The following is a 23,317-nucleotide window of genomic DNA, read 5'->3' on the forward strand; positions in this document are numbered from 1 at the left end:
GAATTTTTACGGCGCCGGGATCGAGAGCAGGCTGGAAATGCTGCTGCCGCGGATATCGTAGACGCGGGCGAACACCACGTCGTCGCGCTTGATCTCGACCAGCACGGGGGCGGTGAGGCCCTTGCAGTAGAACTCACCGAGCGTCATGGCGAAATCGGCGGCATTGGAATCCCAGCCAATGGTGAAGTCGGGGCCGAGCGCGACCTGGGCGGGACGCTGCGGACCGCACACGGCGACCTTCCATTTCCGGTTGCGCGGCGGCACTTCCTGGCGTTCGACCAGCTGCTCGCGCAATTCGTCGGAGGCCTGCTTCAGCGCGAGGCCCCAATAATCCAGCATGAAGCGGTCGTCGGCGCCGCGCACGGTGCCGGCGATGTGGTTGAAGTGGGTGTATTGATAGGGATGCAGGCGGATCATCTCGGCGAGCGAGAGCGCAAGGCCAAAGCAGAAGGTGGCGAGCACGACCGGCTGCCAGGTGCGATGATTGGCGCGCAGGCGCTCCATGGCCCAGCCAAAGGCGACGCCGCCGAGCACCGCCATCGGCGGGATCACGAAGACGAAATGGCGGATGCCATTGTACAGCGCCGGTCGCTTCACCATCGCGATCGCGAGCGGCAGCGTCGCGGCGAGCGTGAGCATCAGCAGGATGGTCTTGCGGCGGGCTGGGACCTCGCGGCGGGGCAGCATAACCAAGGTGCCGATCACGGCGCCGAACGTCAGCACTAGCATCACCTCGGGCAACTGAAGTGCGAACAGCGTCGGCAGATAGGACCAGGGCATGTCAGGCACGGATACGATCGCGCCGTCGAACATCTCCTTCCAGGGTTTCTCGAAGAAGTGCGAGAAGTAGGTCAGCGCCTCGAAGGGATTGCCGGGCTCCATGATCGACCACGGCCAGATCAGCCCCATCACGAGATAGCCGAGCACGAGGCCGGGCAGCAGCACGTAGACGACATGAGCGAAGCGTCGGACCGACTCGCGCAGGCCCTCGCTGCGCAGTTCCTCCAGGAACAGCGGCATGAAGCCGATTACGGCATAGACCAGCGCAAGGCCGCCGAGGATGCGGGTGCCGAGCGAGAGGCCGGCACCAAGGCCGACGATCAAGATCGTGCGCGGCGAAGGCCGCGGATATTCCTCGGCGAGGCGCACAAGGCCCAGCATCAGGATGATCATGGCCACGGCGAAGGGCGCATCCTTCGGGTTCATGAACATGTGGCCGTAGAAGATGGGGCAGAGCGCGAGCAGCAAGAGTGAGGCAAGTCCCGCAAGCGGGCCGCCGATACGGCGGCCGAGCCGCCACGTCACGGCAAGTCCGATCACGCCGACGACGGCGCCGACCAGACGGCGCGTCTCGAACAGCTCGAGCGGAATCACCTTGTGCAGGAGGGCCGCGACCATGTCGAAGCCGCCGCCATACATATAGAGGTTGGCGAAGGAGAGTGCCGCGGTGTCCTTGAAACCGGAACCGAACATGCGCAGCAGCAGGTCGGCATATTCGGCGTGGGTGTAGTCGTCCCAGCCGAGCCCATAGTCGCGGAAGGTCAAGCCTGCAATGACGGCGACCGCAGCCAGCACCAGCATGGCGAGATCGTCGCAAGTCCGTTCAACCGAGCGCCGCAGAGGCGTGTCGATCGCCGAAGTCGTGATGGATGTCATGGCTATTGGTGACCCGGAATCCCCTCTTGGCCCTGCTGGTGCGCGCGGGCCTGCTCCCCGGAATCCCTATAGCGCAGTTCCATTACCAAGTAATTGGGCATTATGGCTAAATTCCTGATGCAACGCAGCAAATCCGACCAACTTGAGAGCAGCCTAGAAGTAGCGAGCCGTAGCTGAAGGGAATGTGAATAAGTCCCTGATTTCCTTTCCTTTAGGAACGCAGCCTATAATTCGACGTTGGCGTGGAACACCGGATGACGGTATCGTGGCGTGACGAGTGTCGCGTATGGCTGCGCGGCCGGGGGTGAGTTCGATGGCGTTGGCATTGTTGATCGCGGGGATTTTCGCCGTTTTGGCGGGCCTCCTTGCGATCCTGTTCGGCTTCACCGTCAGGGAATTCAGTCTCGGCAGTACCCTCATAATCTCCGGTACCATCGGCGTCTGCTCCGGACTGTTACTGGCCGGCCTCTACGTGGTGGTCGCGGAGTTGAAGGGCATCGCTCGCCGGCTGGCTGGATCAATTGCACCATCCGACGTTCGGGTCAGGCCCGTGCTGCCGGGTCTCGGGATGGCCGGGACGCCTGCCCCCGCGCCTGAGCCGGCGGGCGCCGAGAAGATGGAGCCGGCGCCGCCATTGCCGGCCGCAGGACCGCCGCCTTGGCAGAACGAAGCAGCCGCGCGCGAGCGTCCGCGCGTCGAGCCGCCGCCAGCGCCGGAAGCTCCGAGCCCGCCTGAGGTTCCGGAACCGCCGCGCCGGCGCAACCTGTTGTTCGCCTCGACCTCCCGCAAGGAGCGTGAGCGCGCGGAAGCGAAGACCGGCGAGGGCTTGCCGCCGCTGCCGCATGCCGAGCCGTCGGCGGAGCCTGCCGCCCCGGAGACGCCGCCTGCGAGCTTTGACGACGCCTGGCCGAAGCCGGACCGTATGAGGCCTCCGGAGCCGCCGGCCGCCGCGCGGCGCCCGCCACCGCGCTCGCCGTCGACCTTCGCTGAGCCTGCTCCGCCGCCCGCACCCGAGCCTGCGGCTGCGGCCGAGCAGGCGCCTGTGACCGTGCTCAAATCCGGCATCGTCGACGGCATGGCTTATTCGCTCTATTCCGATGGCTCGATCGAAGCCCAGATGCCTGAGGGGATGATGCGCTTTGCCTCGATCGACGAGCTGCGCTCCCACCTCGACCAGCGCGGCGCTTGAGAGCGGGCGCAGGCAAATCTGGTGCAGGCAAAGGCTAGCGTAGACAAGTAAAGCGGTGGTGTTCTTGTCACTTCGTCAGTAATCAGCCCGGATTCCTTAGTCGTCCCATTTCAGCCGAACGTATTGTTGACACGGAATACTTTGGCGTCGTCTCTCGCGTGAGACGCAAGGTGGAGAAAGGCGGGGCTTATGTCGGATGCTGGGGCTAAGAATTTCGTTGAGCTGACGGCGGGCATCGTGTCGGCCTATCTCAGCAACAATCCAACGCCTGCGGCTGAGATTCCGAATCTGATCAGCCAGGTGCATGGCGCGCTGGTGCGCGTTTCGTCAGGCCGCACCGAGACGGCGCCGCTCGAGCCAGCGAAGCCGGCGGTCTCGCTGAAGAAGTCGATCGCGCCCGATTATCTGGTTTGTCTGGAAGACGGCAAGCGCTTCAAGTCGCTGAAGCGCCATCTGCGCACCCAATACAACATGACGCCGGAGCAATATCGCGAGAAATGGGGCCTGCCGGCCGACTATCCCATGGTCGCACCGAACTATGCGGTGGCCCGCTCGCAGCTTGCGAAGCAGATGGGACTGGGACAGCAGCAGCGGAAGCGGAAGTAGAGTTTCTACGACGCTTCCGCGAGCGCCTCTTTCGCGTCGGTCTTGATCCGCTCGACCATCGAGCGCAGGCCGTTGGAACGCTGCGGCGTCAGATGGTCGCGAAAGCCGAACTCGTCGAATACGGCAATGGCGTCGGTCGCAAGAATCTCCTGTGGCGTGCGGCCGGAGTAAAGCGACAGCACGATCGCGACCAGCCCGCGCACGATGTGGGCGTCACTGTCGCCGCGATATGTCAGGATCGGCGCGCCGTCATCGCGACGATCAATCAGCTTCTGAAGCCAGACCTGGCTGACACAGCCATTCACCTTGTTCTCGGCCGAATGCTCGGCTTCGGACATCGGTTCCAGGGTGCGGCCGAGCTCGATGACGTACCGATAGCGGTCGTCCCACTCGTCCAGAATCTCGAAATTATCCCTGATTTCATCGATCGTCGTCATGCTGGCCCAAAGTTCCCGTTCAGGCCAATATAGGGACGCAAAGCGCCGAAATCGATAGGGTTTGGGCCCTAATTCGCTGTCGCGGGCGCCGGGCCGCGCCATTCCAGCGCGAGGTCGTCCTGGGACAGGGTGTCGCGCGGCGCCTCGCTCGCAGCAAGATCGCCTTCGCCGGCCAGCGCGATCGAGCCGGTGTGGTCGGGCGCCTTCTTGTCGGGCTTCTCGAGCTGCTCTTTCTTGTCGTTGATGATCTGGTAGATCTTCTTTGCGCCGTCCTGCGCCCGCTGGCCGATGATGGTGGCGGCCTGTCCGCCGACCTCGCAGGCCGCTGGCTGGCGCTTGCAGAACTGGGTCATGTCGGAGACGGCCGCGGTCGCAGCCTGCACCGCGTCGGCAGCGCCGATCTGCGGCAGCTTGTCCGATTCGGGCGTCTTGTCCCGCGGCAGGAGCACCAGCACCAGCCCGAGCCAGAATGTGATGCGAAGCAGAAAGCGCATCTTGCGACCTGTATGTTAGATCCCGCCGCGGCGATCTCCGCGGATGTCGGACCTAGCAACTCTCGATAAATCGCAAGTGATTGCCTTCCGCTTAATTCGCGGAAAATTGACTCAAGAATCTTTGCTATCGATGGTGTCGTAAATTTTCGATTGACGTCCGTGCCGTGAGCGCTGCCGCCACGCCCGTCCACCATTTCGAAACCATGCGCATCACGGTGAAACCCTGTGTTCACCATCCTCGCCGATGACGTCGTCAAATCGTCTAAAAAGCCCTGCGATGACGGGGTGTCCGGCGGCGCGCCGCGATGCCTTAGTGTTCGTTTAAGGTCGCTCTGACACGGTGGCTCAACGATAAGGAGGCGTTCCGGCGCGTCTTCCCGACGAATGAGCCGAAGCGCGAGACCCGTGACAGTTTTGAGTATCATCCGCGATTGTCTCGATGCGCTGCTGCATCCCTCCGCGCGTTACGACGCGCTGACGCGAGCGCGCCATCGTGCCTTCATGGCCCCGCGGCTGCTCGGCAGCCTAGCCGCCTTTGCCGCATTCCCGGTCTATCTCGCCATGCGCGGCGCGCCGAGCGCGATCGAGGTGGCAGCCTTCGCCTGGCTGATTGCGCCGATCCTGTTGTCCTGGTTCCTGTCGCGCACCGGCCGTTACGAAGGCGCGCATGTGCTGTCGTCGCTGGCGCTCTCGGGCCTGATCATGGCGGTTGCGGTGACGACCGGCGGCATCGAATCATTCGCCGCAATCTGGCTGGTTGTCGTTCCCCTCGAAGCTGCGCTGTCGGCCTCGCGCCGCGTCGCGGCCTTTGCCTCGCTGCTGGCGCTGTCCTGCGCCGGCATCCTGATCCTCGTCAGCCAGCTCGGCTGGCTGACGATTGGCGATACCAGCGCTGCGGAACGCGGCGTGCTGATAGCGTTCGGCGTCGCCTCGGCGACGCTCTATGCCGCAGGTCTGGCCTTCGGAGCGGAATCGCTCGCGCGCACCAGCGTTGCGCTCCTGTTGCGTGAGGAAGAGCGTTACCGCCTCCTGGCGCGGAACATGAGCGACGTCATCTCGCGGCATCAGCGCAACGGCGCGGTGCAGTTCATTTCACCGGCGGTGGAAGCCATGCTCGGCGTGCCCGTCGCGCAGCTGCTCGGCCACGGCCTGTTCGATCGCGTCCATGTCGCCGATCGGCCGGCGTATCTGACGGCGCTGTCCGATGCCGCGCGCGGCGACGTGCGTAGCGTTGAGTTCCGGTTGCGCCGGGAGCGTGCCGGCTCGGAGCGCGGCCAGGTTGATTTCATCTGGGTCGAGATGCGCTGCCGCCCGCTCGATCAGGATCTGGGCCGTGATGCCACGCGCGAGGCCGATGTCGTCGCCGTGATGCGCGATGTCACCGACCGCAAGCTGGGGGAGCAGGCGTTCGATCAGGCGCGCAGCGCTGCAGAGGCGGCGGACGCCGCCAAGACGCGCTTCCTCGCCACCATGAGCCATGAGCTGCGCACGCCGCTGAACGCCATCATCGGCTTCTCCGAGATGATCACGCAGGAGCAGACCTTGATGCTGGGCGCGGCCCAGCGGAGGGAATACGCCCAGCTCATCAACGATTCCGGCCAGCATCTGCTCTCGGTCGTCAACGGCATCCTGGACATGTCCAAGATGGAGTCGGGCAATTTCGAGATGGCGTCCGAACCGTTCGCGCCGCGTGCATCATTGATGCATTGCTGCAATCTGCTGGCGCTGAAGGCGCGGGAGAACGGCGTCGATCTCGTCACCGATGCGCCGCAGGACCTGCCTGTCATGACCGGCGATCCGCGCGCCTTCAAGCAGATCGTGCTCAACCTCGTCGCGAACGCCGTCAAGTTCACCGAGCGTGGCGGTCAGGTCACCGTCACGGCCGCGGTCTCGGGCTCGCAGCTTGCGCTGCGCGTCAGCGACACCGGTATAGGCATCGCGCCTGACGATCTCAAGCGCATCGGCGCGCCGTTCTTCCAGGCCGGCAAGACCTATCAGCGCCGTCACGAAGGCACCGGCCTCGGACTTTCGATCGTGAAGAGCCTGGTGGCGTTGCATCTCGGCGAATTGACGGTACAAAGCAGGCTCGGCGAGGGCACTGCCGTCACCGTCAAGCTGCCGCTCGTCTACACGCCGCAAGCCAAGACGTCTGATATGAAGACTTCTGATGGCAAGATGTCCGACAGCAAGGCGAGCGAGAGCAAGATCGCGACCCTGACGCCGGTGCTACGCCAGGAAGTTCAGGACCATCCTCACGACCAAGTTCAGGACCAACCCGCTCTGGTGAAGAAAAGTGCCTAAAAAGTCTGCCAAGGACGAAGCCGCTCCGCGCCGCCGTGGCGCCAAGGCCGCGGTCATCGATGTCGAGACCGAGCGCAATCTCGTGCTGCGCGTGCTGCTGCATAGCCCCAAGGATACCCTGGCCGGTCTCGTCGCCGTTGCCGCCATCGGCGCGATCGTTGCCAATGCGCTGTTCCTGCAGACCGGCCGGCATCCAGCGCCGATGTTCGGCACCGTGATCAATCTTCCCGCACCGTCGTCCCTGGCGCTGTCGAACCCCTTGCCGCGTCCGCGTCCCGTCGGCGCCGATACCTCGCCGCTCGAGCCGAGAGCGACGGAGTTTCGTGCCGAACCCAGACCTGCGGAAAAGCCGCCGGAGAGGCCCGTCGAGGCGACCGCATCGACGCCGCGCTCGGGCGATCCCATGACCAATCTGGTCAAGCAAACGATTTCGGCGCCGCCCTCCGTCACGCGTCCTCCGGCGCCGATCCCCGTGCAGCAGAGCCCGGCCGCGCGGCGCATCGCCGGCGTGCAGCGCGCGCTGTCCGAATATGGCTACGGGAATTTGAAGATCACGGGGGCGATGGGCGCCGAGACCCAGTCCGCGATCCAGAAATTCGAGCGCGAGCACAAGATGCAGGTCACCGGCCAGCTGTCCGACCGCCTGCTCCGCGAGCTCGGCGCCGCGATCGGACACCCCGTCGAATAGTCGTGACTGTTGCGAAGGCTGGTGCTGATTGCAGCGCTGTCCTATCGTGCGCTCCATGCGTTTGAAATCAAATATCTGGGTCTCAGCCTATCTGCGCCGGTGCCAGACCGAGGGCGTGTACGGCGCGGTGCGGCGTCGCGGCGCGGAGGAGGCGGGTGCGGTGTTCGTGAAGGTCTCGCTGCTTGACGGCAATGCGATGCTCTATGTGCCGGCGCCGCAGACCTCTTATGACGACGGTCGGCCGGTCGATCGCTTCTTTGTGCCGCTTGCGCCGCAACCGATGCCGGAGCCCGCGGTGGAGGAGCGCCTGACCAAGGAAATCCGCTTCGACTCCGATATCTGGATCGTCGAGACCGAAGACCGCGCCGGGCGGCATTTTCTCGAGCTGGCGAAGGCCTAACGATCCGATCCGTCAGTCCCTGTCCGCACCGCGGGCGCGGAGCCGGGCTGCACGCCCGGGCGCGTCTGGCTTGCGCCCACACGTGCGCGCTGGCGCTCGCTGTCATGCAGCGAGGGCTGGTACTTTGCGCGGGTGACGGCGAGCGTCGAGCCGCGCCAGGCGGCCAGCATCACCAGCGCCGCGCGATCGCTGAGGCGATCGTAAAGACGCGACAGCCGGTACACGTCGGTCACGGAGTTGCCGATCTCCGGCTTGAAGAACAGCAGGATACGCTGGAACACCGGGCTCGGCATGTCGAGCGCGCGCGCGGCGACTGCGAGCGCTTCGCCGCTTGCATCGTCGACGATCTGGGCTGCGACGCGCGAGGGCAGGATCAGGCTGTCGCCGAGCTCGGAGGTGAAATTCTCGACATCGCCCGCGATCGCCGCCATCTCGAGGATCTGGATCGCGCGCTTGGCGCGCACGATCGGAATCCGCGGCGCCGCCTTCAGCGGGGTCTGCGCCAGATTGTGCAGGATCAGCGCGCGCTCGGGGGCGCCGGCGCGGAAGAACATGTCGTGGATATCGGCCGCGTCCGTTGGCTGCATTGCCATGTTCGAGGCCATGCGCAGCTCGGCGTCGCTTGGCGTGCGAACCGGCAAGGGGGCAGGAGGGGGAGCAGAGGCGGGCGCCGGGGTTTCGCGCGCGAGCGGAACCCTGCGGCCCTCCTGCGCGGCCGACAGTCCGAGCTTCTGCATGATCGGGGCGGGCGTCGACGGATAGATCGCAAGCCGCGCCTTGACGGCCGCGCGCGTCGCGTCGTCGACCTGGTCGATCAGTCGTGTGGCGAGCTCGACGAACTGGCGCTGCTCGTCGTCGCTGTGGGTGCTCGACTGGACATAGAGGTCGGTCAGCACGCGCAGCAGCGTCGGACGAACATCGACGCCTTCGCGACGGGAGAGGGTCATCAGCCCGTCGAATCCTGGAAACAACGACTTGGTCATGGAGAGATACGCGACCTGGAAGAGATACTCGCCGGAGCCTATCGCGGGCTCCTTTAAAGGCTCGTTAAGGAAAACGAGGCGTGAAGCCGAACGCCTGCTTTGAAGCGTTCTCGTGCCGCAACGGGACGGTGGGTCCCGCCCGTGCGGTTACGGTGCCGCCGGCACGTTTACACCCCGTTAACCATGAACTGATCTTAATGATCCCCATGTTGCAGAGGCGCGCCGGGTCGCGCGGCAATTGAAGAGAGCTGATATGGGGACCATCATCGAATTTCCGGCCGGTCGCCGGGTGGGCGCGTCGGTGGACGTGGCTCCGCGCGCGGACATGGGCACGATTTTGATCCTTCCCGTGATCCGCATCGAGCGCGAGAGCGACGAAACCAGCGGCGATCACGGGCCGGAGCAGGGCACAGCGCCGGGGCGCCGTCGTCGTCGCCGTTAGCCTTCGGACTTTGCAATGCCGGAGAACCTCCGTCAGATCCGGCCCATCGTAACGGCCCTCATGCTCGCAGTGCTGGGCGCGACGCTTGCCGCCTGTAGTGGCGGCGATTTCGGCCGGACCCGTGCCGACATGCGCAGCGACGACATGCATCGCTGGCTGGGCGCGGAAGTCACCTCCAGCGTTGGCCTGAAGCCATCCCAATTCCAGCTCACCGACGAGGAGCGCCAGCTTCGCGACCTCGCCTATCCCCTGATCGAGCCGCCGCTGTCGCGGCCCGCCTGGAAGAGCGTGTTCGGCGACTACAAAGCGCTGCCCTCGCCCTGGCGGCAAACGATCGTGTTCGACCGCACCATGTATGGTCGCACGCTGATCGACGAGCCGCACCGTTCGCATTCTTCGCGCTATACGCAGTTGATGGAAGACGTGCGCAACGACATCACCCGCTTCGAGCCGTTCTTCGCCTCCGCGATCCGCGTCATCGACCTCGACAAGAAGCGCAATGCCAGCATGGCGCGCGTCTCCTCCCTCTCGCCGAAGGAGAAGGAGGACGCGGTCGAGCGCATGCAGGAGAATTCGCTGATCATCCAGTGGGTGCAGCAGTGCCTCGAGCAGCGCGTGTCGTCCTATCGCTGGGGTCTGGAGCGGCTGGTGATCCAGGCGCCCGACGGCATGGCCGCCGATGCCGACCGCCTGATCGGCGAACTCGCCGCCCAGACCGCCAACCCGCCGGTCGCGGCCCAGCCGCCCTACGGCCGTGCGGTCGTCTCGAAGGGTTAGGATTTTCCGCGGGCGCGCGATCGTTGCCCCGCGGGCTTGCGCCGCTGCTTCCGGAGCTTGCTGACAAGATCCTTCAGCGCATCCGGTAGCGGCACGGATGCGCGATAGGCGAGCCCGACCTCGCGCTTGACCTTGACCTCGATCTCGCGCACCGCGACATCCGGATTGCCGCGCGCTACGCCTTCCGGGACGATGGCGATGCCAACGCCGGCTGCGACCAGCGCCATGGCCCAATCCTCTGATTGCGCGATCGCCGCGGTCTGTCGGGCCTGCGGGTTGCGGCGGAAGAACTCGCTTTGCTCGCAATGGCAGCGGTCGATCAAGGGGACGCCGGCGAGATCGGCGGTGCGAAGCTTCTCCTTCAGGGCCAGCGGATGCGACGGCGGCAGCGCTGCGACATAGCGCTCACTCCACAGCGCCACGAAATGTTCGTCAGCGCGCAGCACGCTCTTGGAGATGATCCGCGCGTCGGCGCGCTCGTCGCTGCCGACGAGGCGGAGTGCGATGTCGGCGCGCGCCGTCAGCGGCTTGAGCAGTGCGATCGTCCGGGGCACGTCGAGCGTGCGCATCAGGCCGAGCGTCACATTGGTTTTGGTGCTCGGTCTCCTGAACAGGCTGCGCGCCGCGTCGGTCTCGTCGATGATGCGGCGGGCGAGCGTGTGAAACTGCTCGGCCGAGGCGGTTGGCGCGACGCCCTTCTTGTGCCGGATGAACAGCGTGGTGCCGAGCTCGGCCTCCAGATGGGTGATCGCGGTGGAGATCGACGGCTGCGAAACGAAGCAGACGCGCGCCGCCGCGGTCAGGTTGCGCTCGCGGTAGACGGCGGCGAAGTAGCGGAGTTCGCGTATGTCCATAGGATATGCCTAGAGATATTATCAATATTCGATATTTTACCTATGGATCTAACGATGACAAGAACGCTCTGCTCACAACAGGCAGGGAACGCGCGATGAAAATTCACCATCTCAACACCGGCACGATGTGCCCGATGGGGCGGCGCCTCGTGAACGGCACCGGCAGCCTGTTCCAGCGCGCCCGCATGGTCTGCCATTGCCTGCTAGTGGAGACCAATGACGGGCTCGCCCTGGTCGATACCGGCATTGGACTTGGCGATATCGCAACGCCCGATCGGCTGGGACGACGATGGCTGCGGCAGACCGCGCCAAGGCTCGATCCGGCGGAGACGGCGGTGCAACAGGTGAAGGCACTCGGCTATTCCCCCAAGGACGTGCGCCATGTGCTGCTGACCCATCTCGACCGCGATCACGCTGGCGGCGTGCCGGACTTCCCGCATGCCGCGATCCATGTCCATCGCGCCGAATACGACATGGCGGTGCAGCGCAAGCCGGCGCCGCCGGAAGGGCGCTATGTCACCGGGCAGTGGAGCCATGGACCGAGCTGGACATTCTATGGCGAAGCCGGCGAAGACTGGTTCGGTTTCAAGGGCGTGCGCGCCCTCGGCGACGCAGAGGCGGACATCCTGATGATCCCGCTCGCCGGCCATACGCTCGGCCATTGCGGTATCGCGGTGCGATCAGGCGACAAATGGCTGCTGCACGCCGGCGACAGCTATTTCCATCACGGCCAGCTCGACGCATCGCCCCGCATGCCGCTGGTGCTGGGCTATTTCCAGCGTCGCGCCGACATGGACCGCGGCATGCGGATCGCCAACCAGGTGCGACTGCGCGCGCTGAAGCTGAACCACGGCGAACGCGTCACGATCGTCAACAGCCATGATCCCGTCGATTACGAGCGTTGCCGCTGCAACGCGCATTGATCGCGCCCGTCAGCGCTGTCCGTCGTGCGCGGAGATCGCGGATGCCGCGAGGCCTCCGATGCGCGCGTGAGGCCGGCCGCCGGTCGCCATCACGAGCCCGAAGGCGATCTCGTCGCGCCGTGGTGAATCCCACAGCGTCATCTCCGCGGTGCCGAAATGGCTGCGGACATAGGCGGCGTGGATGTGCCCGAGCGGAACCATGAGCCGCGTGCCCGGACCGCCGATGGTCTTCGCCGCCGGAACGATCGCCTTGGGCTGACCGAGCACCTCGCGCATGCCCTGACCGCCGGCCTCGTGCCAGACCGCGCCGTGCTCGAGCTCGCCGTCCTCGCCGACGATGATGCCCTTGCCATAGGCTTCGATCTGCGCGGCGCCGCCGAGCTGCGCGATCAGCCGTGTTGCGAGCTCGCGCCCGAGTTCGCGCAAGGATGCCTGAAACGGCATCAGGTCGGGTTCGAAGCGGCCCGCGAAAGGATTGCGGATCACCGCAATGGCCGTCCCGACCAGCAGAGGCTTCTCCAGCCGGGGACCGCGCTCGTGCCAGGTGGTCTCGACGCTAAGCGCGGTCTTGCGGATGTCATGGGACACGTCTTGAGACGACATGCGCAGGCGCTATGCTTCGTCGACGACGGGATTGCGCAGCACGCCGATGTTCTCGATCTCGACCTCGACCACATCGCCGGGCGTGAGGAAAACAGGCGGCTTGCGAGTGAAGCCGACGCCGGCCGGCGTGCCGGTGGCGATGACGTCGCCGGGGACGAGGTCGAAGATGGTCGAGCTGTACTCGATCAGCCGCGGAATCGAGAAGATCAGCATCGAGGTGTCGGACGACTGCACCACCGCGCCGTTGACGCGCGTCTCGAGCTTCAATTTGGTGGGATCGCCGATCTCGTCCGGCGTCACCAGCCATGGTCCGAACGGGCCGGTGCCGACGAAGTTCTTGCCGGAGGCGATCTGCTGGGCGTGACGCTGCCAGTCGCGCACGCTGACGTCGTTGTAGATCGAATAGCCTGCCACGTGATCCCAGGCGTCGGCCTGGCTGATGTGACGGCCGCTCTTGCCGATGACCACGGCAAGCTCGCCCTCCCAGTCGAAATTGTCCGAGACTTTCGGCCGGATCACCGGCGCGTTGTGCGCGACCTGGGAGCGCCAGACCCGGAGGAAGATCGGCGGAAATTCCGTGATCTCGCGCTTCATCCCGAACGCCACGGCTTCATTGTGGTGGTCGAGATAATTGCGCACGGCGCAGACGATCTTCTCCGGACGCGGGATCACCGGCAGATATTTGACGTCACTGAGCGCCATTGTGGGCTTGTGCCCGGCGACGATGGCCTCGCGCCGCGCATAGTCGTCGCTGCCGAGGAAGTCCGCGAGAACAGGATACTGGGGCAGGGCGCGACCGAGATCCACCACGCCATTCTCGGCAACGGCGCCCCAGCTCTCCCGATTCCCATCCAAGAACGACAGCAGCTTCATGGTACGCCTCAAAGGTTGGCATTTTCGATCTTGCCTATTATTTTCGAAAATCAGGCGAGGCGCAAGCCCGCGGCGATAAAAAGCCGTTGCCGCCTATTCGGTATCGAGCAGATGCGCGGCGTAGGTCGCCACGTTGTCGGCGGTCGTGCGGATATGCGCCTCGATCAGCTGCACCGCGAGATCCGGATTGCGCGAGATGGCGGCTTGCATGATCGCCTGGTGCTCGCCGGCCTTGTCGCGCGGGCGGGGGCGGAAATTGGCCGAAAGGTGCCGATAGCGCTCGGCGCGATCGAACAGATCGGCGCGAATGGCGAGGAGTGTCGCGGAGCCGCAGGCGGACACCAGCGCCTGGTGGAATTGGCGGTGGGCGATCTTCCATTCGGGATCGCGCAGGGGATGTTCCGGATCGCGCTGCTCGATTCGCTTCAATCTGTGCAGGGTCGAGATGACGGCGATTTCCCAGTCGTCGTCGCCCCGCTCGATCGCGCGGCGGATCAATTCCACCTCGATCAGCACCCGGGCATCGGTGACTTCCACCAGGTCCTGGCGGCTGACCGGCGCCACCCGAAATCCGCGCTGCTCCTGCGCGTCGACCAGGCCTTCGGCGGTAAGCGCCGTCAGCGCCTCGCGCAGCGTCGTGAAACTTACGCCGAATCGTTCGCGCAGGACGTCGAATCGCAGCGGCTCGCCCGGCGCCAGGCCGCAGGCAATGATCTCCTCGCGCAGCCGATGGGTGATGTCGGCGGCAACGGTCTTGCCGAATTCCTTGCGGGAGCGAATGGCGCTTTCGGACATGATTTCTGTCATTTGAATCGATGGCTCAACATGCCGCGCCAACGACCATCTTGCAATAATTTTCGTAAACGGTATGATTTTCGAAAATATAGCTGGGGAGGCGTGTGACATCATGAGAGCGGTGCTGGTGCGTCAGCCGGGTGGGCCGGATGCACTCGAGTTGGTTGAGCTTCCGGTGCCTGTGCCCGGACCAGGCCAGGTGCAGATTCGCGCCGAAGCGTTCGGCGTTGGGCAGCCCGATGTGCTGATCCGGCGTGGCGTCTACAAATGGATGCCGCCACTGCCGGCCAATCCGGGCAACGACGTCGCCGGCCGCATCGCCGCGCTCGGGTCCGGCGTCGAGGGGCTTGCGATCGGCCAGAAGGTGCTGCTGAGCGCACGCGACCTGTCGCAGCGCGGCGGCTGCTACGCCGACTATGTGGTCGCGCCTGCGGACGCCATTCATGTGCTGCCCGACAATGTCGATCTGCAGGCGGCCGTGTGCCTGTCGAACTACCAGGTCGCTTACGCGCTGCTGCACGAGTGCCGCCATCCGCGCGCACCGGCGAGCGTGCTGGTGATCGGGGCGGCGGGTGGTGTCGGCACCGCGCTGGTACAGCTTGCCAAGCTCGCACAGATGAATGTCATCGGCACGGTCTCCACCGAGGAGAAGGCCGCATTCGCGCGGGGCAACGGCGCCGATGAGATCATCTTCTACCGCCGCGAAGACGTGGTGGCGCGGGCCCGCGAGCTGACCAAGGGCGAGGGCGTCGGCCTCGTGCTCGATCACGTCTGTGGGCCTGAGTTCACCGGCTATCTCGGCGCGCTCGGCAAATGGGGGACGCTGCTGTCGTACAACGCCTTCGCCGGGTTGCCGGAAGAAAACCTGATGGCGGCGATGCGCGACCATCTCGACATCTGCCCGGCGATACGCTGCTTCTCCTTTCATATCTACGACCACGATCGCGACGGGCGTCGCGCGCTCATGCGCAATGTGATTGACGCGCTGAGCCGCAATGCGATCAAGCCGGCGATCTCGGCGGTCCTGAAGCTCGACGAGGTCAGGCAGGCCCACACGCTGCTCGAGCAGGGCTCCGCGCTCGGCAAGATCATCATGACGCCATGAGGGGGTGGATCGCACAATGACGACACAAGCACCCATTGCACGCTTCACCCGGCTCCGGCACGCGAGCTTTGCCTCGCCAGATCCCGAGCGGTTGCTCGACTATTACCGCGCCGCGATCGGTCTTGGCCTCGTCGGCCGCGACGGCAACCGCATCTTCCTCGCCAACGATGCCGAGCAGCTTTCGCTGGTGATCGAACCCGGCCACGCGGCGCTGACGAGCATCGCCTTCGAGATAGCTCCCGATGTCCAGATCGAGACGCTCGGCGCGGCGCTGAAGCAGGCCGATCTGCGGCCCGAACTTCAGAGCGATCCCCTGCCTGGCGTTTCCAGGCTGCTGTCGTTCAGCGATCCCGAAGGAACGCGCTTCGAGTTGATCCAGGGCTGGACGCCGACGCCCGCGCAGGAGCGGATCGGAGCGCTTGCCGTCAGCAAGATCGGCCATGTCGCGCTTGCTACGCCCGATCCGCGCGCGGCCTCGGAGTTCTACGCGAACATGATGGGCCTGCGCGTCTCCGACTGGATCGAGGATCGCTTCGTGTTCATGCGCAGCGGCTTCGAACATCACACGCTGAACTTCGCCCGCGCGCCCGTCCGTGGCCTGCATCATGTCGCGTTCGAGCTGCGTGGTGCCGCCCACATGCACGAGGCCTGCGATCATCTCGCGCGGCACAAGCTGCCGGTTCTCTGGGGGCCGGTGCGTCATGGCCCCGGGCACAACACCGCGATCTACCACCGCAATCCCGACGGGCATGTGGTCGAGCTGTTCTTCGATCTCGACCGCATGACCGACGAGGCGCTCGGCTATTTCGAGCCGCGTCCCTGGCATCGCGATCGACCGCAGCGGCCAAAAGTCTGGGTCGGCCTGCCGCGCGACGTCTGGGGCATGCCGCCATCGCCTGAATGCACGGAGTTCGCCCGCTAGCGGATCAAACGCGAGTTGAAGAAACGCCGCCTCGTCGCGGCCAACGATAGAACAACCAAAAGGGAGGACGCATCCATGCAACGGATGAAGCGGCTTGCTGCGGCGATTTTTCTGTTTGGCGGTTTTTTCGCAACCACTTCGGCGTCGGCGGAGAATTATCCGTCGCGCCCGATCCGGCTGTTGCATGGATTTGCCGCCGGCGGCGCGGCCGACACGCTGTCGCGCATCATCGCCGACGGGCTCTCGAAAAAGCTCGGGCAGCCGATCATTGTCGAGGCCAAGCCGGGCGCCGGCGGCAACATCGCCGCGGATGCCATCGCGAAGGCGGCGCCCGACGGCTACACGATCGGGCTCGTCACCGGCGCTCACGCCATTTCCGCGGCGACCTACAAGAGCCTCGCCTACCAGCCGGCCGAGAGCTTCGAGATGATCTCGACGCTGGTCTATTACGCGCTCGTCATTGCCGTGCGTAGCGACTATCCGGCAAAATCGCTGGGCGAGCTCGTCGCCATGGCAAAGCAGAAGCCCGGTGCGCTCAGCTTTGGATCGGTCGGTTTCGGCAGCACGCACCATCTTGCAGGAGAGCTGTTGAACGCAGCCGCCGGCGTCGAGATCGTGCACGTGCCCTATCGCGGCGATTCCCAATCCGTCACCGCGCTGCTCGGCGGAGAGGTTCCGGTGATCGTCGGCACGCCGGTCCTGCTCGCCCCGCAGATCCAGGCCGGTGCGATCCGCGGCCTGGCGGTGACCTCGCCGACGCGCACCGCATTGTTGCCCGACGTGCCGACCGTTCAGGAAGCCGGGATCAAGGGATATGACGTGCGCACCTGGGCCGGCCTGCTGGCCCCGAAGGGAACGCCGCCCGGCATCATCGCCGCACTCAATGCGGCGACGCTGGATGCACTCAGGGATCCCGACCTCAAGCAGCGCCTGGAGACCGCCGTCGGCGGCGAGGTTCGCGGCAGCTCGCCGGAGGAGATGAAGACGCTGATCGAGACCGAGATCAGCAAATGGATCGGCGTGGTGGAGCGGGCGAAGATCCCGAAGATCTGATGGTCGAAGTGCAAAAGTGAACATAGTACCGCCTCGCGCATGCGGTAGTTAACAGCGCGCGAATCGGATTTCCGCGCCGGCGCACATTGTTCGACGGCCCGCTTGAATGTCGGGCAGCGGCGTGCGTCATTGATCGCTCGGGAGGTGAGCGTGGCCGCCAGAGCAATCAGGTATTCGATGCGGGCGTTGATCGTTGCGGCTTGCCTGGTCGCGGCTGCCCAGTCCGCGGCTCAGGAAGACAAGAAAACCGACGACGACAAGCCTGCCGATCCCGATACAGGCGAGAGCACCATCGAGGAGAAAACGCTCGGGCTGCTGCCGAACCCCTGGCAAAAGTACGGGGTGAAGTTTGCGGCCACCTATATCGGCGAGGTGCTCGGAAATCCGACCGGCGGTCTGAAGAAAGGTGCGGTCTACGAAGGCAGGCTCAATCTCGCCGTCGATCTGGATTTCGAAAAACTCGTCGGCATCGACAAGCTGACCTTTCACGCCAACATGTTTCAGATCCACGGCGAAGGCCTCTCGCGCTCGAATCTGCAGAATTTCTTCGTCGTCAGCGGGATCGAAGCGTTGCCCTCGACGCGACTCTACGAGGCCTATTTCGAGAAGCAGTGGGGCGACAAGAAACTATCGCTCAAGCTCGGGCAGCTGGCGGCCGACAGCGAGTTCTTCAATACCAAGTACACGGATGTGTTCACCAACGCCTCGATGGGTTGGCCGGCGATCACGTCGCTTGCTTTGCCAAGCGGCGGGCCGTCGCCGCCCTTGGCGGCCGTGGGCGCGCGCCTCCTGTGGAACGTGACGGACCAGTTGTCCGTCCTTGGCGCGATTTTCGACGGCGACCAGGCCGGGCCCGGTTCCGGCGATCCGCAGGAGCGTAACCGGTATGGCGTCAATTTCCGGGTCAACGATCCGCCGCTTCTGCTCGGCCAGGTTCAATATGCCTGGAATAACAGGAAGGGTGACCCGAACTTGACCGGCCAGTTCAAGGTCGGTGGCTGGCGTCATTTCGGATCGTTCGGGGATCAGCGCTTCGCATCCAACGGCGTCTCGCTGGCCGCGCCAACGAGCAGCGGGGAACCGCGGCTCTTGTCGGGCGATATTGGAGCCTGGGCGGTCTTCGAGCAGCAGATTTATCGGGTGCCGAACAGCGACGATCGCGGCATCGGCATTTTCGCACGCGTGTCCGGCGCGCCGGCTGACCGCAATCTGGTCGATGTCTATGCAGATGGCGGCGTCGAGCTCATCGGGCTCAGCAATGCACGCCCCGACGACAAGTTCGGCATTGCCGCCGGGTATGCGCATGTCTCAAAACGGGCCCAGACGCTCGACGCCGATTATGCCAGGTTCGTCGATCCGCGCTGGCCGGTGCGAAGCTTCGAGGGGCTGCTCACGGCCGTCTATCAATACCAGATCAAGGATGGCTGGACCGTTCAGCCGAACTTTCAATACATCGTCCATCCCGGTGGCGGCGCGACGGCTCCGGCTAGTCCGCTGCCGGGACGGGCATTGCGCAATGCCTCGGTTTTCGGATTGCGCACGACCCTGAAATTTTAAGTCGAGGCAAACGCGAGTGAGGCCATGTCGGCAATCATCGCGCCTCGACCACCTCGCCATCCTCCTTCACGAACCGGCCGACGGGATTGTCCAGGAGATCGATGACGGCTTCCGAGGGCCGGCACAAGCGTGTGCCCTTGGGCGTCACCACGATTGGACGGTTGATCAGGATGGGGTGCGCGAGCATCTGGTCGATCAGCTCGTCGTCCGACCATTTGGGGTCGTGGAGGCCGAGCTCCTTGTAGGGCGTGCCTTTTTCCCGCAGCAGCGCGCGAACGGAGATGCCGAGGGCCTTGACGAGCTCGACGAGCTTTTCGCGCGACGGCGGCGTCTTCAGATATTCGATCACGTCGGGCTCGACGCCGCTTTGCCGGATCATCGCCAGCGTGTTGCGCGAGGTGCCGCAGGCGGGGTTGTGATAGATCGTGACGCTCATAAGGTAGTCTCCGCGATTGGGATGGGGCCTCGCGCCTGGGGCGGTCCGAGCAGCCAGTTCATCAACAGCATGGCGGCAAAGGCTCCGCAGAGCTCCGCGAGAATGAATCCGGGCAGGTCGGTGGGACGTATGCCCGCGAACGTGTTGGTCAATGACCTCGCGATAGCCACGGCCGGATTGGCGAACGAGGTCGAGGCCGTGAACCAATAGGCCGCCGTGATGTACAGGCCGACCAGCCAGGGGACGGCCGCCCGCTGGAAACGGATGCCCGCGACGATCGTCGCGACCAGACCGAAGGCGGCGACGGCTTCGGCGAACCATTGCGGTCCCCCGGTTCGCACCTTCGCCGAGAAATCGAGCAGCGGCAGCCCGAACATCAGATGCGCCGCCATCGTTCCCGCGATGCCGCCGGCAATCTGCGCGACGACGTAAAGTGCGGCGTCGTTCACCGGTAGCTCGCGCTTGCCGGTGAAGACCAGCGTGACGGCCGGATTGAAGTGCGCGCCGGAGATCGGTCCGAGCACGGTGATCAGGACGACCAGAATGGCGCCGGTCGGCAACGTGTTGCAGAGAAGCGCAAGCGCGACATCCTTGGTCAGCGTCTCCGCCATGATGCCGGAGCCGACCACGGTGGCGACGAGAATGCCCGTGCCGAGCGCCTCGGCCGCGAGGCGGCGCGGAAGATCGAATTGATCAGGCACGGCTCCGCTCCCTTCGTCTCGGCTTGCAGCAGGCTTGCAGGGTTTCGACGACCGGCTCGCAAACTTCCGGCCGCCCGCCGCAGCAATCCCGCAGCAGGAAGACCGCAACGTCGCGGAATTCGGTGAGGTTGGCGCGGTAGACGATCGAACGGCTGTGCCGCTCGGAGGTGACGAGGCGCGCGCGCGTCAGGATCGACAGATGGGCAGATAGCGTGTTCGATGGGACTTCCAGCAGGCGGGCGAGATCGCCCGCCGCAAGGCCATCGGGCTCGTGCCGGACAAGCGTTCGGAACGCCTCCAGTCGGGTCGGCTGGGACAGCGCGGCGAGCGCCAGGACGGCTTCTTCTGTTTCCATATATCCAGACTTATGGAACTAATTGGAACGCGTCAATCCGGAATTCCATGGTGGGCGACCGAATAGTTATTTCGAATATTCTAGAAATATGTTTGACAGTTGACATCGGCAGGCGCATCGTGGCGGCCATGAAGATCGACGACGCAGCAGCACGCCTCGAAGCTTTGGGTAACCGGACGCGACTCCAGATCTACCGGGCCCTGGTCCGGGCCGGGCACTCCGGCATGCCCGTCGGTCGCTTGCAGGACAAGCTGAAGGTACCGGCGTCGACCCTGTCGCATCACATCAAGACCCTGGTCTCGGTCGGGCTCGTCAGCCAGGTCCGGGAATCGACGACTCTGATTTGCCACGCAAACTTCGACGCGATGCGGGGTCTGGTCGATTTCCTGGCGGCGGAGTGCTGCGCAGACGAAGTCGGATGCAAGACGACGCAAACGGCGGCGTGATTTTTTTGGCTGATATTGTTCGATGATTCTAGAAGTATGGGAGAAGCCGAATGAACGCTAAGACGGTCGCCATCATCGGGGCAGGGCCTGTCGGACTCGCAGCAGCTGCGCACGTCCTGGAGCGTGGCATGTCACCCATCGTTCTGGAGGCAGGATCCGAAGCGGGGCACGCGGTGCGCCAGTGGCAGCAGGTCCAGCTCTTCTCGCCGTGGGAGTACAATGTCGACAAGGCCGCCGCGCGCCTGCTCGCGCCGACGGGATGGAATTCGCCGGACCCGAGCGCCTATCCGACCGGCGGCGAGCTGATCGATCGATATCTGACGCCGCTTGCGACGCGAACGCCATTGCGCGAGGTGATCCGGACATCCAGCCGTGTCTCCGCTATCAGCCGCGTCGGCTTCGACAAGGCGAAGACGAAGGGGCGTGAGCTGGCCCCTTTCGAAATCCGCTACCAGAACGGCAAGGGCCCCGAAGTGCTGCGCGCCGATGCGGTGATCGACACATCAGGTACATGGTTCTCGCCCAATCCTGCCGGAGGTAATGGTCTGCCCGCGATCGGCGAGCGTGAATGCGCTGGCCACATCGCCTACGGCATGCCCGATGTCCGGGGGGCCGGTCGCGCCAGATATGCCGGGAGGACCGTTGCGGTGCTCGGCGCTGGCCACTCCGCGGTGGGCACACTGATCGATCTCGTGCATCTCGCGGGCGAGGCGCCGGGGACGCAAGCTATCTGGCTGTTGCGCGCCGCCGATCCCGCCAAGGCGTTTGGTGGCGGCCGGAATGACAAGCTCGCTGCACGCGGAGAGCTCGGCAGTGCGTTCGCTGCGCTCGTTGCCTCCGGCAAGATCAGGGTGGAAACCGAATTCGGCGTCACGCATCTGGCTGAGACCGAGGGCCGCCTCGAGATCGCGGCCGGCTCGGGTTGCAGCGGACGGAGCGTGATCGTGGACGAGCTGATCGTCTCGACGTGCTTTCGTCCCGATTTTTCGTTCCTGTCCGAATTGCGCCTGCGGCTCGATCCCGCTATCGAGGCGCCGGTCGCCCTGGCGCCGCTGATCGATCCTAACGAGCACAGCTGCGGCACCGTGCGCCCGCACGGCGCCCGCGAGCTCGCGCACGAAGAGCCGGGCTTCTACATGGCGGGCATGAAGTCGTATGGTCGCGCGCCAACCTTTCTCATGATGACAGGATATGAGCAGGTGCGCTCGATTGCGGCCGATCTCGCCGGCGACAAGAAAGCCGCCGCAAGGGTGGAGCTCGTGCTACCGGAGACCGGCGTCTGCACGCGCGGCGGCGTCGAAGCCGCCGGCGCCGTATCAGGATGTTGCGGTGGGCCGGCGAAGCAGGAATCAACGGCCTGTTGCGCCGCCGACGAAGCAGCAAAGAAGGCCGGCGCTTCGGGGTGCGGTTGTTTATGAAGTCGGTTCTTGCAGCTGATGCCGGAGAGTTATCCATTGTGGTTCGTGCGCCGTTTCGGCGTGGGGGCGGGAGGACAGCATTCGTAACTTGAGCGGCCGGTCTCTGATCGCGGTGATGTGCATCGGCCAGGTCGGCAATCTGCTGCCGCACGTGACGCTATCCGCCAATCTGGCGCAGCATCTGATGCCGACGTGGGGCCTCTCGGCGGCCGAAGGCGGCTTGATGGCGAGCGGTTACGCGTTCGGCTACATGCTCGCCGTGCCCGTGCTGACGACATTGACCGACCGGATCGACGCACGGCTCGTCCTGCTCTGGGGTTCGATCGTCAGCGGGCTGGCGACCGCAGCGTTCGGAATCTTCGCGCAAGGGTTTTGGTCCGCGACCGCGATCTGGTCCCTGGCAGGGCTTGGATTTGCCGGCGCCTACATGCCGGGCCTGAAGGCGCTGACGGATCGGCTTCCCGCCGGCGATAGTTCACGCGCCGTCACGCTATACACGTCGAGCTTCTCGGTCGGCGTCGGTCTCTCGTTCCTGGTCGCGCAGCTGATCGCCGACCGTTGGGGATGGCGGACCGCCTTTCTTGTCACCGGCTTCGGTCCGATCGCGATGGTCGTCGCGTGCCTTCTGATGCAGGAGCAGCGGCCCGCGCCGAAGGCGGGGCGTCTGCTCAACTTCGCGCCCGTCTTCGCCAATCGCGAGGCGCTCGGATACATCTTCGGCTACGGCGCCCATTGCTTCGAGCTCTACGGCATCCGCACCTGGCTGGTCGGGTTTTGGACCTTCGTCGTCGCCCATCAAGGCGCCCCGTCGTGGTTGAGCCCCGTCGTGCTGAGCTTCTGCTTTGCGGTGATCTCGATGCCGGCCAGCATCCTCGGCAACGAGGCCGCGCTGAAATTCGGGCGCCATCGCGCGATCACGGTCGTGATGATCGCGTCGGCTTGCGTCGCGCTGGTCATCGGCCTCAACGCGACAGCGCCGGCATGGGTGCTGGCACTGCTGCTGCTCGTCTATGGCCTGACCTTGCCGGCGGATTCGGGCGCATTGACCGCCGGCATGTCGGCCGCGGCTGTGTCCGAACATCGCGGCGCGACCCTGGCTCTGCATTCGACGGTCGGCTTCGGCCTGTCGGCGGTCGGCGCCTGGGGCACCGGCGCCGCCCTCGATGCAGCCGGCGGCCCGCAGAGCGCGACCGGCTGGCTCTTGGCGTTCAGCGTCCTCGCGGTCGGGATTGCACTGGGGCCGCTGGCGCTGCTGTGGGCGCGGAAGGTGCAGCCTGGTGGGGCGAAGTCGATATGAGGTCGC

General features: G+C 65.0%; 26 protein-coding genes. 15 read left to right on the top strand and 11 right to left on the bottom strand.

Annotation, left to right across the window (positions count from 1 at the left end):
- Positions 1 to 6: 6 nt before the first annotated feature.
- A complete protein-coding gene (locus tag IVB19_RS12005; RefSeq protein ID WP_247300178.1) occupies positions 7 to 1,656 on the bottom strand; it encodes an ArnT family glycosyltransferase in 1,650 nt (549 codons plus the stop codon).
- A 313-nt stretch (positions 1,657 to 1,969) separates the two neighbouring features.
- Between IVB19_RS12005 and IVB19_RS12010 the strand changes: the two genes are divergently transcribed.
- Both IVB19_RS12010 and IVB19_RS12015 read left to right on the top strand, forming a co-directional pair.
- Positions 1,970 to 2,845 carry a hypothetical protein gene (locus IVB19_RS12010; protein WP_018456865.1) on the top strand — a complete coding sequence of 292 codons (876 nt, stop codon included), beginning with the start codon at positions 1,970 to 1,972 and terminating at the stop codon, positions 2,843 to 2,845.
- A gap of 189 nt (positions 2,846 to 3,034) precedes the next feature.
- Positions 3,035 to 3,451, top strand: coding sequence for a Ros/MucR family transcriptional regulator (locus IVB19_RS12015; RefSeq protein ID WP_018456864.1), 417 nt, complete (start codon positions 3,035 to 3,037; stop codon positions 3,449 to 3,451).
- A gap of 5 nt (positions 3,452 to 3,456) precedes the next feature.
- Here the strand turns inward: IVB19_RS12015 and IVB19_RS12020 are convergent, their stop codons facing one another.
- Together IVB19_RS12020 and IVB19_RS12025 are read right to left on the bottom strand one after the other, a co-directional pair.
- Positions 3,457 to 3,888, bottom strand: a complete 432-nt coding sequence (locus IVB19_RS12020; RefSeq protein WP_018456863.1) for a SufE family protein — start codon at positions 3,886 to 3,888, stop codon at positions 3,457 to 3,459.
- Between the two features lie 68 nt (positions 3,889 to 3,956).
- A complete protein-coding gene (locus IVB19_RS12025) occupies positions 3,957 to 4,382 on the bottom strand; it encodes a DUF5330 domain-containing protein (RefSeq protein WP_018458485.1) in 426 nt (141 codons plus the stop codon).
- A 384-nt stretch (positions 4,383 to 4,766) separates the two neighbouring features.
- On the opposite strand from IVB19_RS12025, the gene IVB19_RS12030 reads away from it, so the two are divergent.
- From IVB19_RS12030 to IVB19_RS12040, 3 genes are read left to right on the top strand one after another with little or no spacing between them, the layout of a single operon-like run.
- Positions 4,767 to 6,683 carry a PAS domain-containing sensor histidine kinase gene (locus IVB19_RS12030; RefSeq protein WP_088930786.1) on the top strand — a complete coding sequence of 639 codons (1,917 nt, stop codon included), beginning with the start codon at positions 4,767 to 4,769 and terminating at the stop codon, positions 6,681 to 6,683.
- Positions 6,676 to 7,371 carry a peptidoglycan-binding domain-containing protein gene (locus tag IVB19_RS12035; protein ID WP_018458487.1) on the top strand — a complete coding sequence of 232 codons (696 nt, stop codon included), beginning with the start codon at positions 6,676 to 6,678 and terminating at the stop codon, positions 7,369 to 7,371. Before IVB19_RS12030 ends, IVB19_RS12035 begins: the two co-directional genes overlap by 8 nt.
- A gap of 55 nt (positions 7,372 to 7,426) precedes the next feature.
- Positions 7,427 to 7,771, top strand: a complete 345-nt coding sequence (locus tag IVB19_RS12040) for a DUF1491 family protein (RefSeq protein WP_018458488.1) — start codon at positions 7,427 to 7,429, stop codon at positions 7,769 to 7,771.
- On the opposite strand, the gene IVB19_RS12045 is transcribed toward IVB19_RS12040, so the two are convergent.
- Positions 7,768 to 8,754: a DUF2336 domain-containing protein gene (locus tag IVB19_RS12045; RefSeq protein WP_018458489.1), complete on the bottom strand. Its 987-nt coding sequence runs from the start codon at positions 8,752 to 8,754 to the stop codon at positions 7,768 to 7,770. The two genes, IVB19_RS12040 and IVB19_RS12045, sit on opposite strands and share 4 nt — an antisense overlap.
- A gap of 253 nt (positions 8,755 to 9,007) precedes the next feature.
- Between IVB19_RS12045 and IVB19_RS12050 the strand changes: the two genes are divergently transcribed.
- Complete coding sequence (locus IVB19_RS12050; protein ID WP_018458490.1) at positions 9,008 to 9,196, top strand: hypothetical protein; 189 nt, start codon at positions 9,008 to 9,010, stop codon at positions 9,194 to 9,196.
- A gap of 15 nt (positions 9,197 to 9,211) precedes the next feature.
- Positions 9,212 to 9,973 (top strand): hypothetical protein, encoded by a 762-nt coding sequence (locus tag IVB19_RS12055; RefSeq protein WP_018458491.1) that lies wholly within the window; start codon positions 9,212 to 9,214, stop codon positions 9,971 to 9,973.
- Here the strand turns inward: IVB19_RS12055 and IVB19_RS12060 are convergent.
- Entirely contained in the window at positions 9,970 to 10,827 is an 858-nt protein-coding gene (locus IVB19_RS12060) for a LysR family transcriptional regulator (protein WP_018458492.1), read from the bottom strand. The genes IVB19_RS12055 and IVB19_RS12060 overlap by 4 nt on opposite strands.
- A 95-nt stretch (positions 10,828 to 10,922) precedes the next feature.
- Here IVB19_RS12060 and IVB19_RS12065 point away from each other — a divergent pair, with 95 nt between their 5' ends.
- Positions 10,923 to 11,750 carry an MBL fold metallo-hydrolase gene (locus IVB19_RS12065; RefSeq protein WP_026233595.1) on the top strand — a complete coding sequence of 276 codons (828 nt, stop codon included), beginning with the start codon at positions 10,923 to 10,925 and terminating at the stop codon, positions 11,748 to 11,750.
- 9 nt (positions 11,751 to 11,759) lie between these two features.
- Here the strand turns inward: IVB19_RS12065 and IVB19_RS12070 are convergent, their stop codons facing one another.
- From IVB19_RS12070 to IVB19_RS12080, 3 genes are all read right to left on the bottom strand, one after another.
- A complete protein-coding gene (locus IVB19_RS12070) occupies positions 11,760 to 12,353 on the bottom strand; it encodes an amino acid synthesis family protein (protein ID WP_018458494.1) in 594 nt (197 codons plus the stop codon).
- A 9-nt stretch (positions 12,354 to 12,362) separates the two neighbouring features.
- A complete protein-coding gene (locus IVB19_RS12075) occupies positions 12,363 to 13,226 on the bottom strand; it encodes a fumarylacetoacetate hydrolase family protein (RefSeq protein WP_018458495.1) in 864 nt (287 codons plus the stop codon).
- Between the two features lie 93 nt (positions 13,227 to 13,319).
- Positions 13,320 to 14,021: a GntR family transcriptional regulator gene (locus tag IVB19_RS12080; RefSeq protein WP_018458496.1), complete on the bottom strand. Its 702-nt coding sequence runs from the start codon at positions 14,019 to 14,021 to the stop codon at positions 13,320 to 13,322.
- Between the two features lie 112 nt (positions 14,022 to 14,133).
- Between IVB19_RS12080 and IVB19_RS12085 the strand changes: the two genes are divergently transcribed.
- From IVB19_RS12085 to IVB19_RS12100, 4 genes are all read left to right on the top strand, one after another.
- Positions 14,134 to 15,126, top strand: a complete 993-nt coding sequence (locus tag IVB19_RS12085; protein ID WP_247300175.1) for a zinc-dependent alcohol dehydrogenase family protein — start codon at positions 14,134 to 14,136, stop codon at positions 15,124 to 15,126.
- Between the two features lie 16 nt (positions 15,127 to 15,142).
- Positions 15,143 to 16,048, top strand: a complete 906-nt coding sequence (locus IVB19_RS12090) for a VOC family protein (RefSeq protein WP_018458498.1) — start codon at positions 15,143 to 15,145, stop codon at positions 16,046 to 16,048.
- A gap of 75 nt (positions 16,049 to 16,123) precedes the next feature.
- Complete coding sequence (locus IVB19_RS12095) at positions 16,124 to 17,101, top strand: tripartite tricarboxylate transporter substrate binding protein (RefSeq protein WP_026233596.1); 978 nt, start codon at positions 16,124 to 16,126, stop codon at positions 17,099 to 17,101.
- 177 nt (positions 17,102 to 17,278) lie between these two features.
- Entirely contained in the window at positions 17,279 to 18,658 is a 1,380-nt protein-coding gene (locus tag IVB19_RS12100) for a carbohydrate porin (RefSeq protein ID WP_247375655.1), read from the top strand.
- A gap of 34 nt (positions 18,659 to 18,692) precedes the next feature.
- Here IVB19_RS12100 and arsC read toward each other — a convergent pair whose 3' ends face one another.
- The 3 genes from arsC to IVB19_RS12115 are packed head-to-tail and all read right to left on the bottom strand — an operon-like array spanning position 18,693 to position 20,150.
- Positions 18,693 to 19,094, bottom strand: coding sequence for an arsenate reductase (glutaredoxin) (gene arsC / locus IVB19_RS12105; protein WP_018458501.1), 402 nt, complete (start codon positions 19,092 to 19,094; stop codon positions 18,693 to 18,695).
- Positions 19,091 to 19,795 (bottom strand): aquaporin, encoded by a 705-nt coding sequence (locus IVB19_RS12110; RefSeq protein ID WP_018458502.1) that lies wholly within the window; start codon positions 19,793 to 19,795, stop codon positions 19,091 to 19,093. Before IVB19_RS12110 ends, arsC begins: the two co-directional genes overlap by 4 nt.
- Positions 19,788 to 20,150, bottom strand: a complete 363-nt coding sequence (locus IVB19_RS12115) for an ArsR/SmtB family transcription factor (protein WP_018458503.1) — start codon at positions 20,148 to 20,150, stop codon at positions 19,788 to 19,790. Before IVB19_RS12115 ends, IVB19_RS12110 begins: the two co-directional genes overlap by 8 nt.
- A gap of 128 nt (positions 20,151 to 20,278) precedes the next feature.
- Between IVB19_RS12115 and IVB19_RS12120 the strand changes: the two genes are divergently transcribed.
- From IVB19_RS12120 to IVB19_RS12130, 3 genes are all read left to right on the top strand, one after another.
- Positions 20,279 to 20,596, top strand: coding sequence for an ArsR/SmtB family transcription factor (locus tag IVB19_RS12120; protein WP_018458504.1), 318 nt, complete (start codon positions 20,279 to 20,281; stop codon positions 20,594 to 20,596).
- 50 nt (positions 20,597 to 20,646) lie between these two features.
- Complete coding sequence (locus tag IVB19_RS12125; protein ID WP_247821428.1) at positions 20,647 to 22,014, top strand: NAD(P)-binding domain-containing protein; 1,368 nt, start codon at positions 20,647 to 20,649, stop codon at positions 22,012 to 22,014.
- 115 nt (positions 22,015 to 22,129) lie between these two features.
- The gene (locus IVB19_RS12130; protein WP_247821678.1) at positions 22,130 to 23,311 is read left to right on the top strand and encodes an MFS transporter; all 1,182 of its coding nucleotides are present in this window, start codon (positions 22,130 to 22,132) and stop codon (positions 23,309 to 23,311) included.
- The last annotated feature ends 6 nt before the right edge of the window (positions 23,312 to 23,317 follow it).

Source organism: Bradyrhizobium sp. 187, assembly GCF_023101005.1.
Classification (GTDB): Bacteria; Pseudomonadota; Alphaproteobacteria; order Rhizobiales; family Xanthobacteraceae; genus Bradyrhizobium; species Bradyrhizobium canariense_D.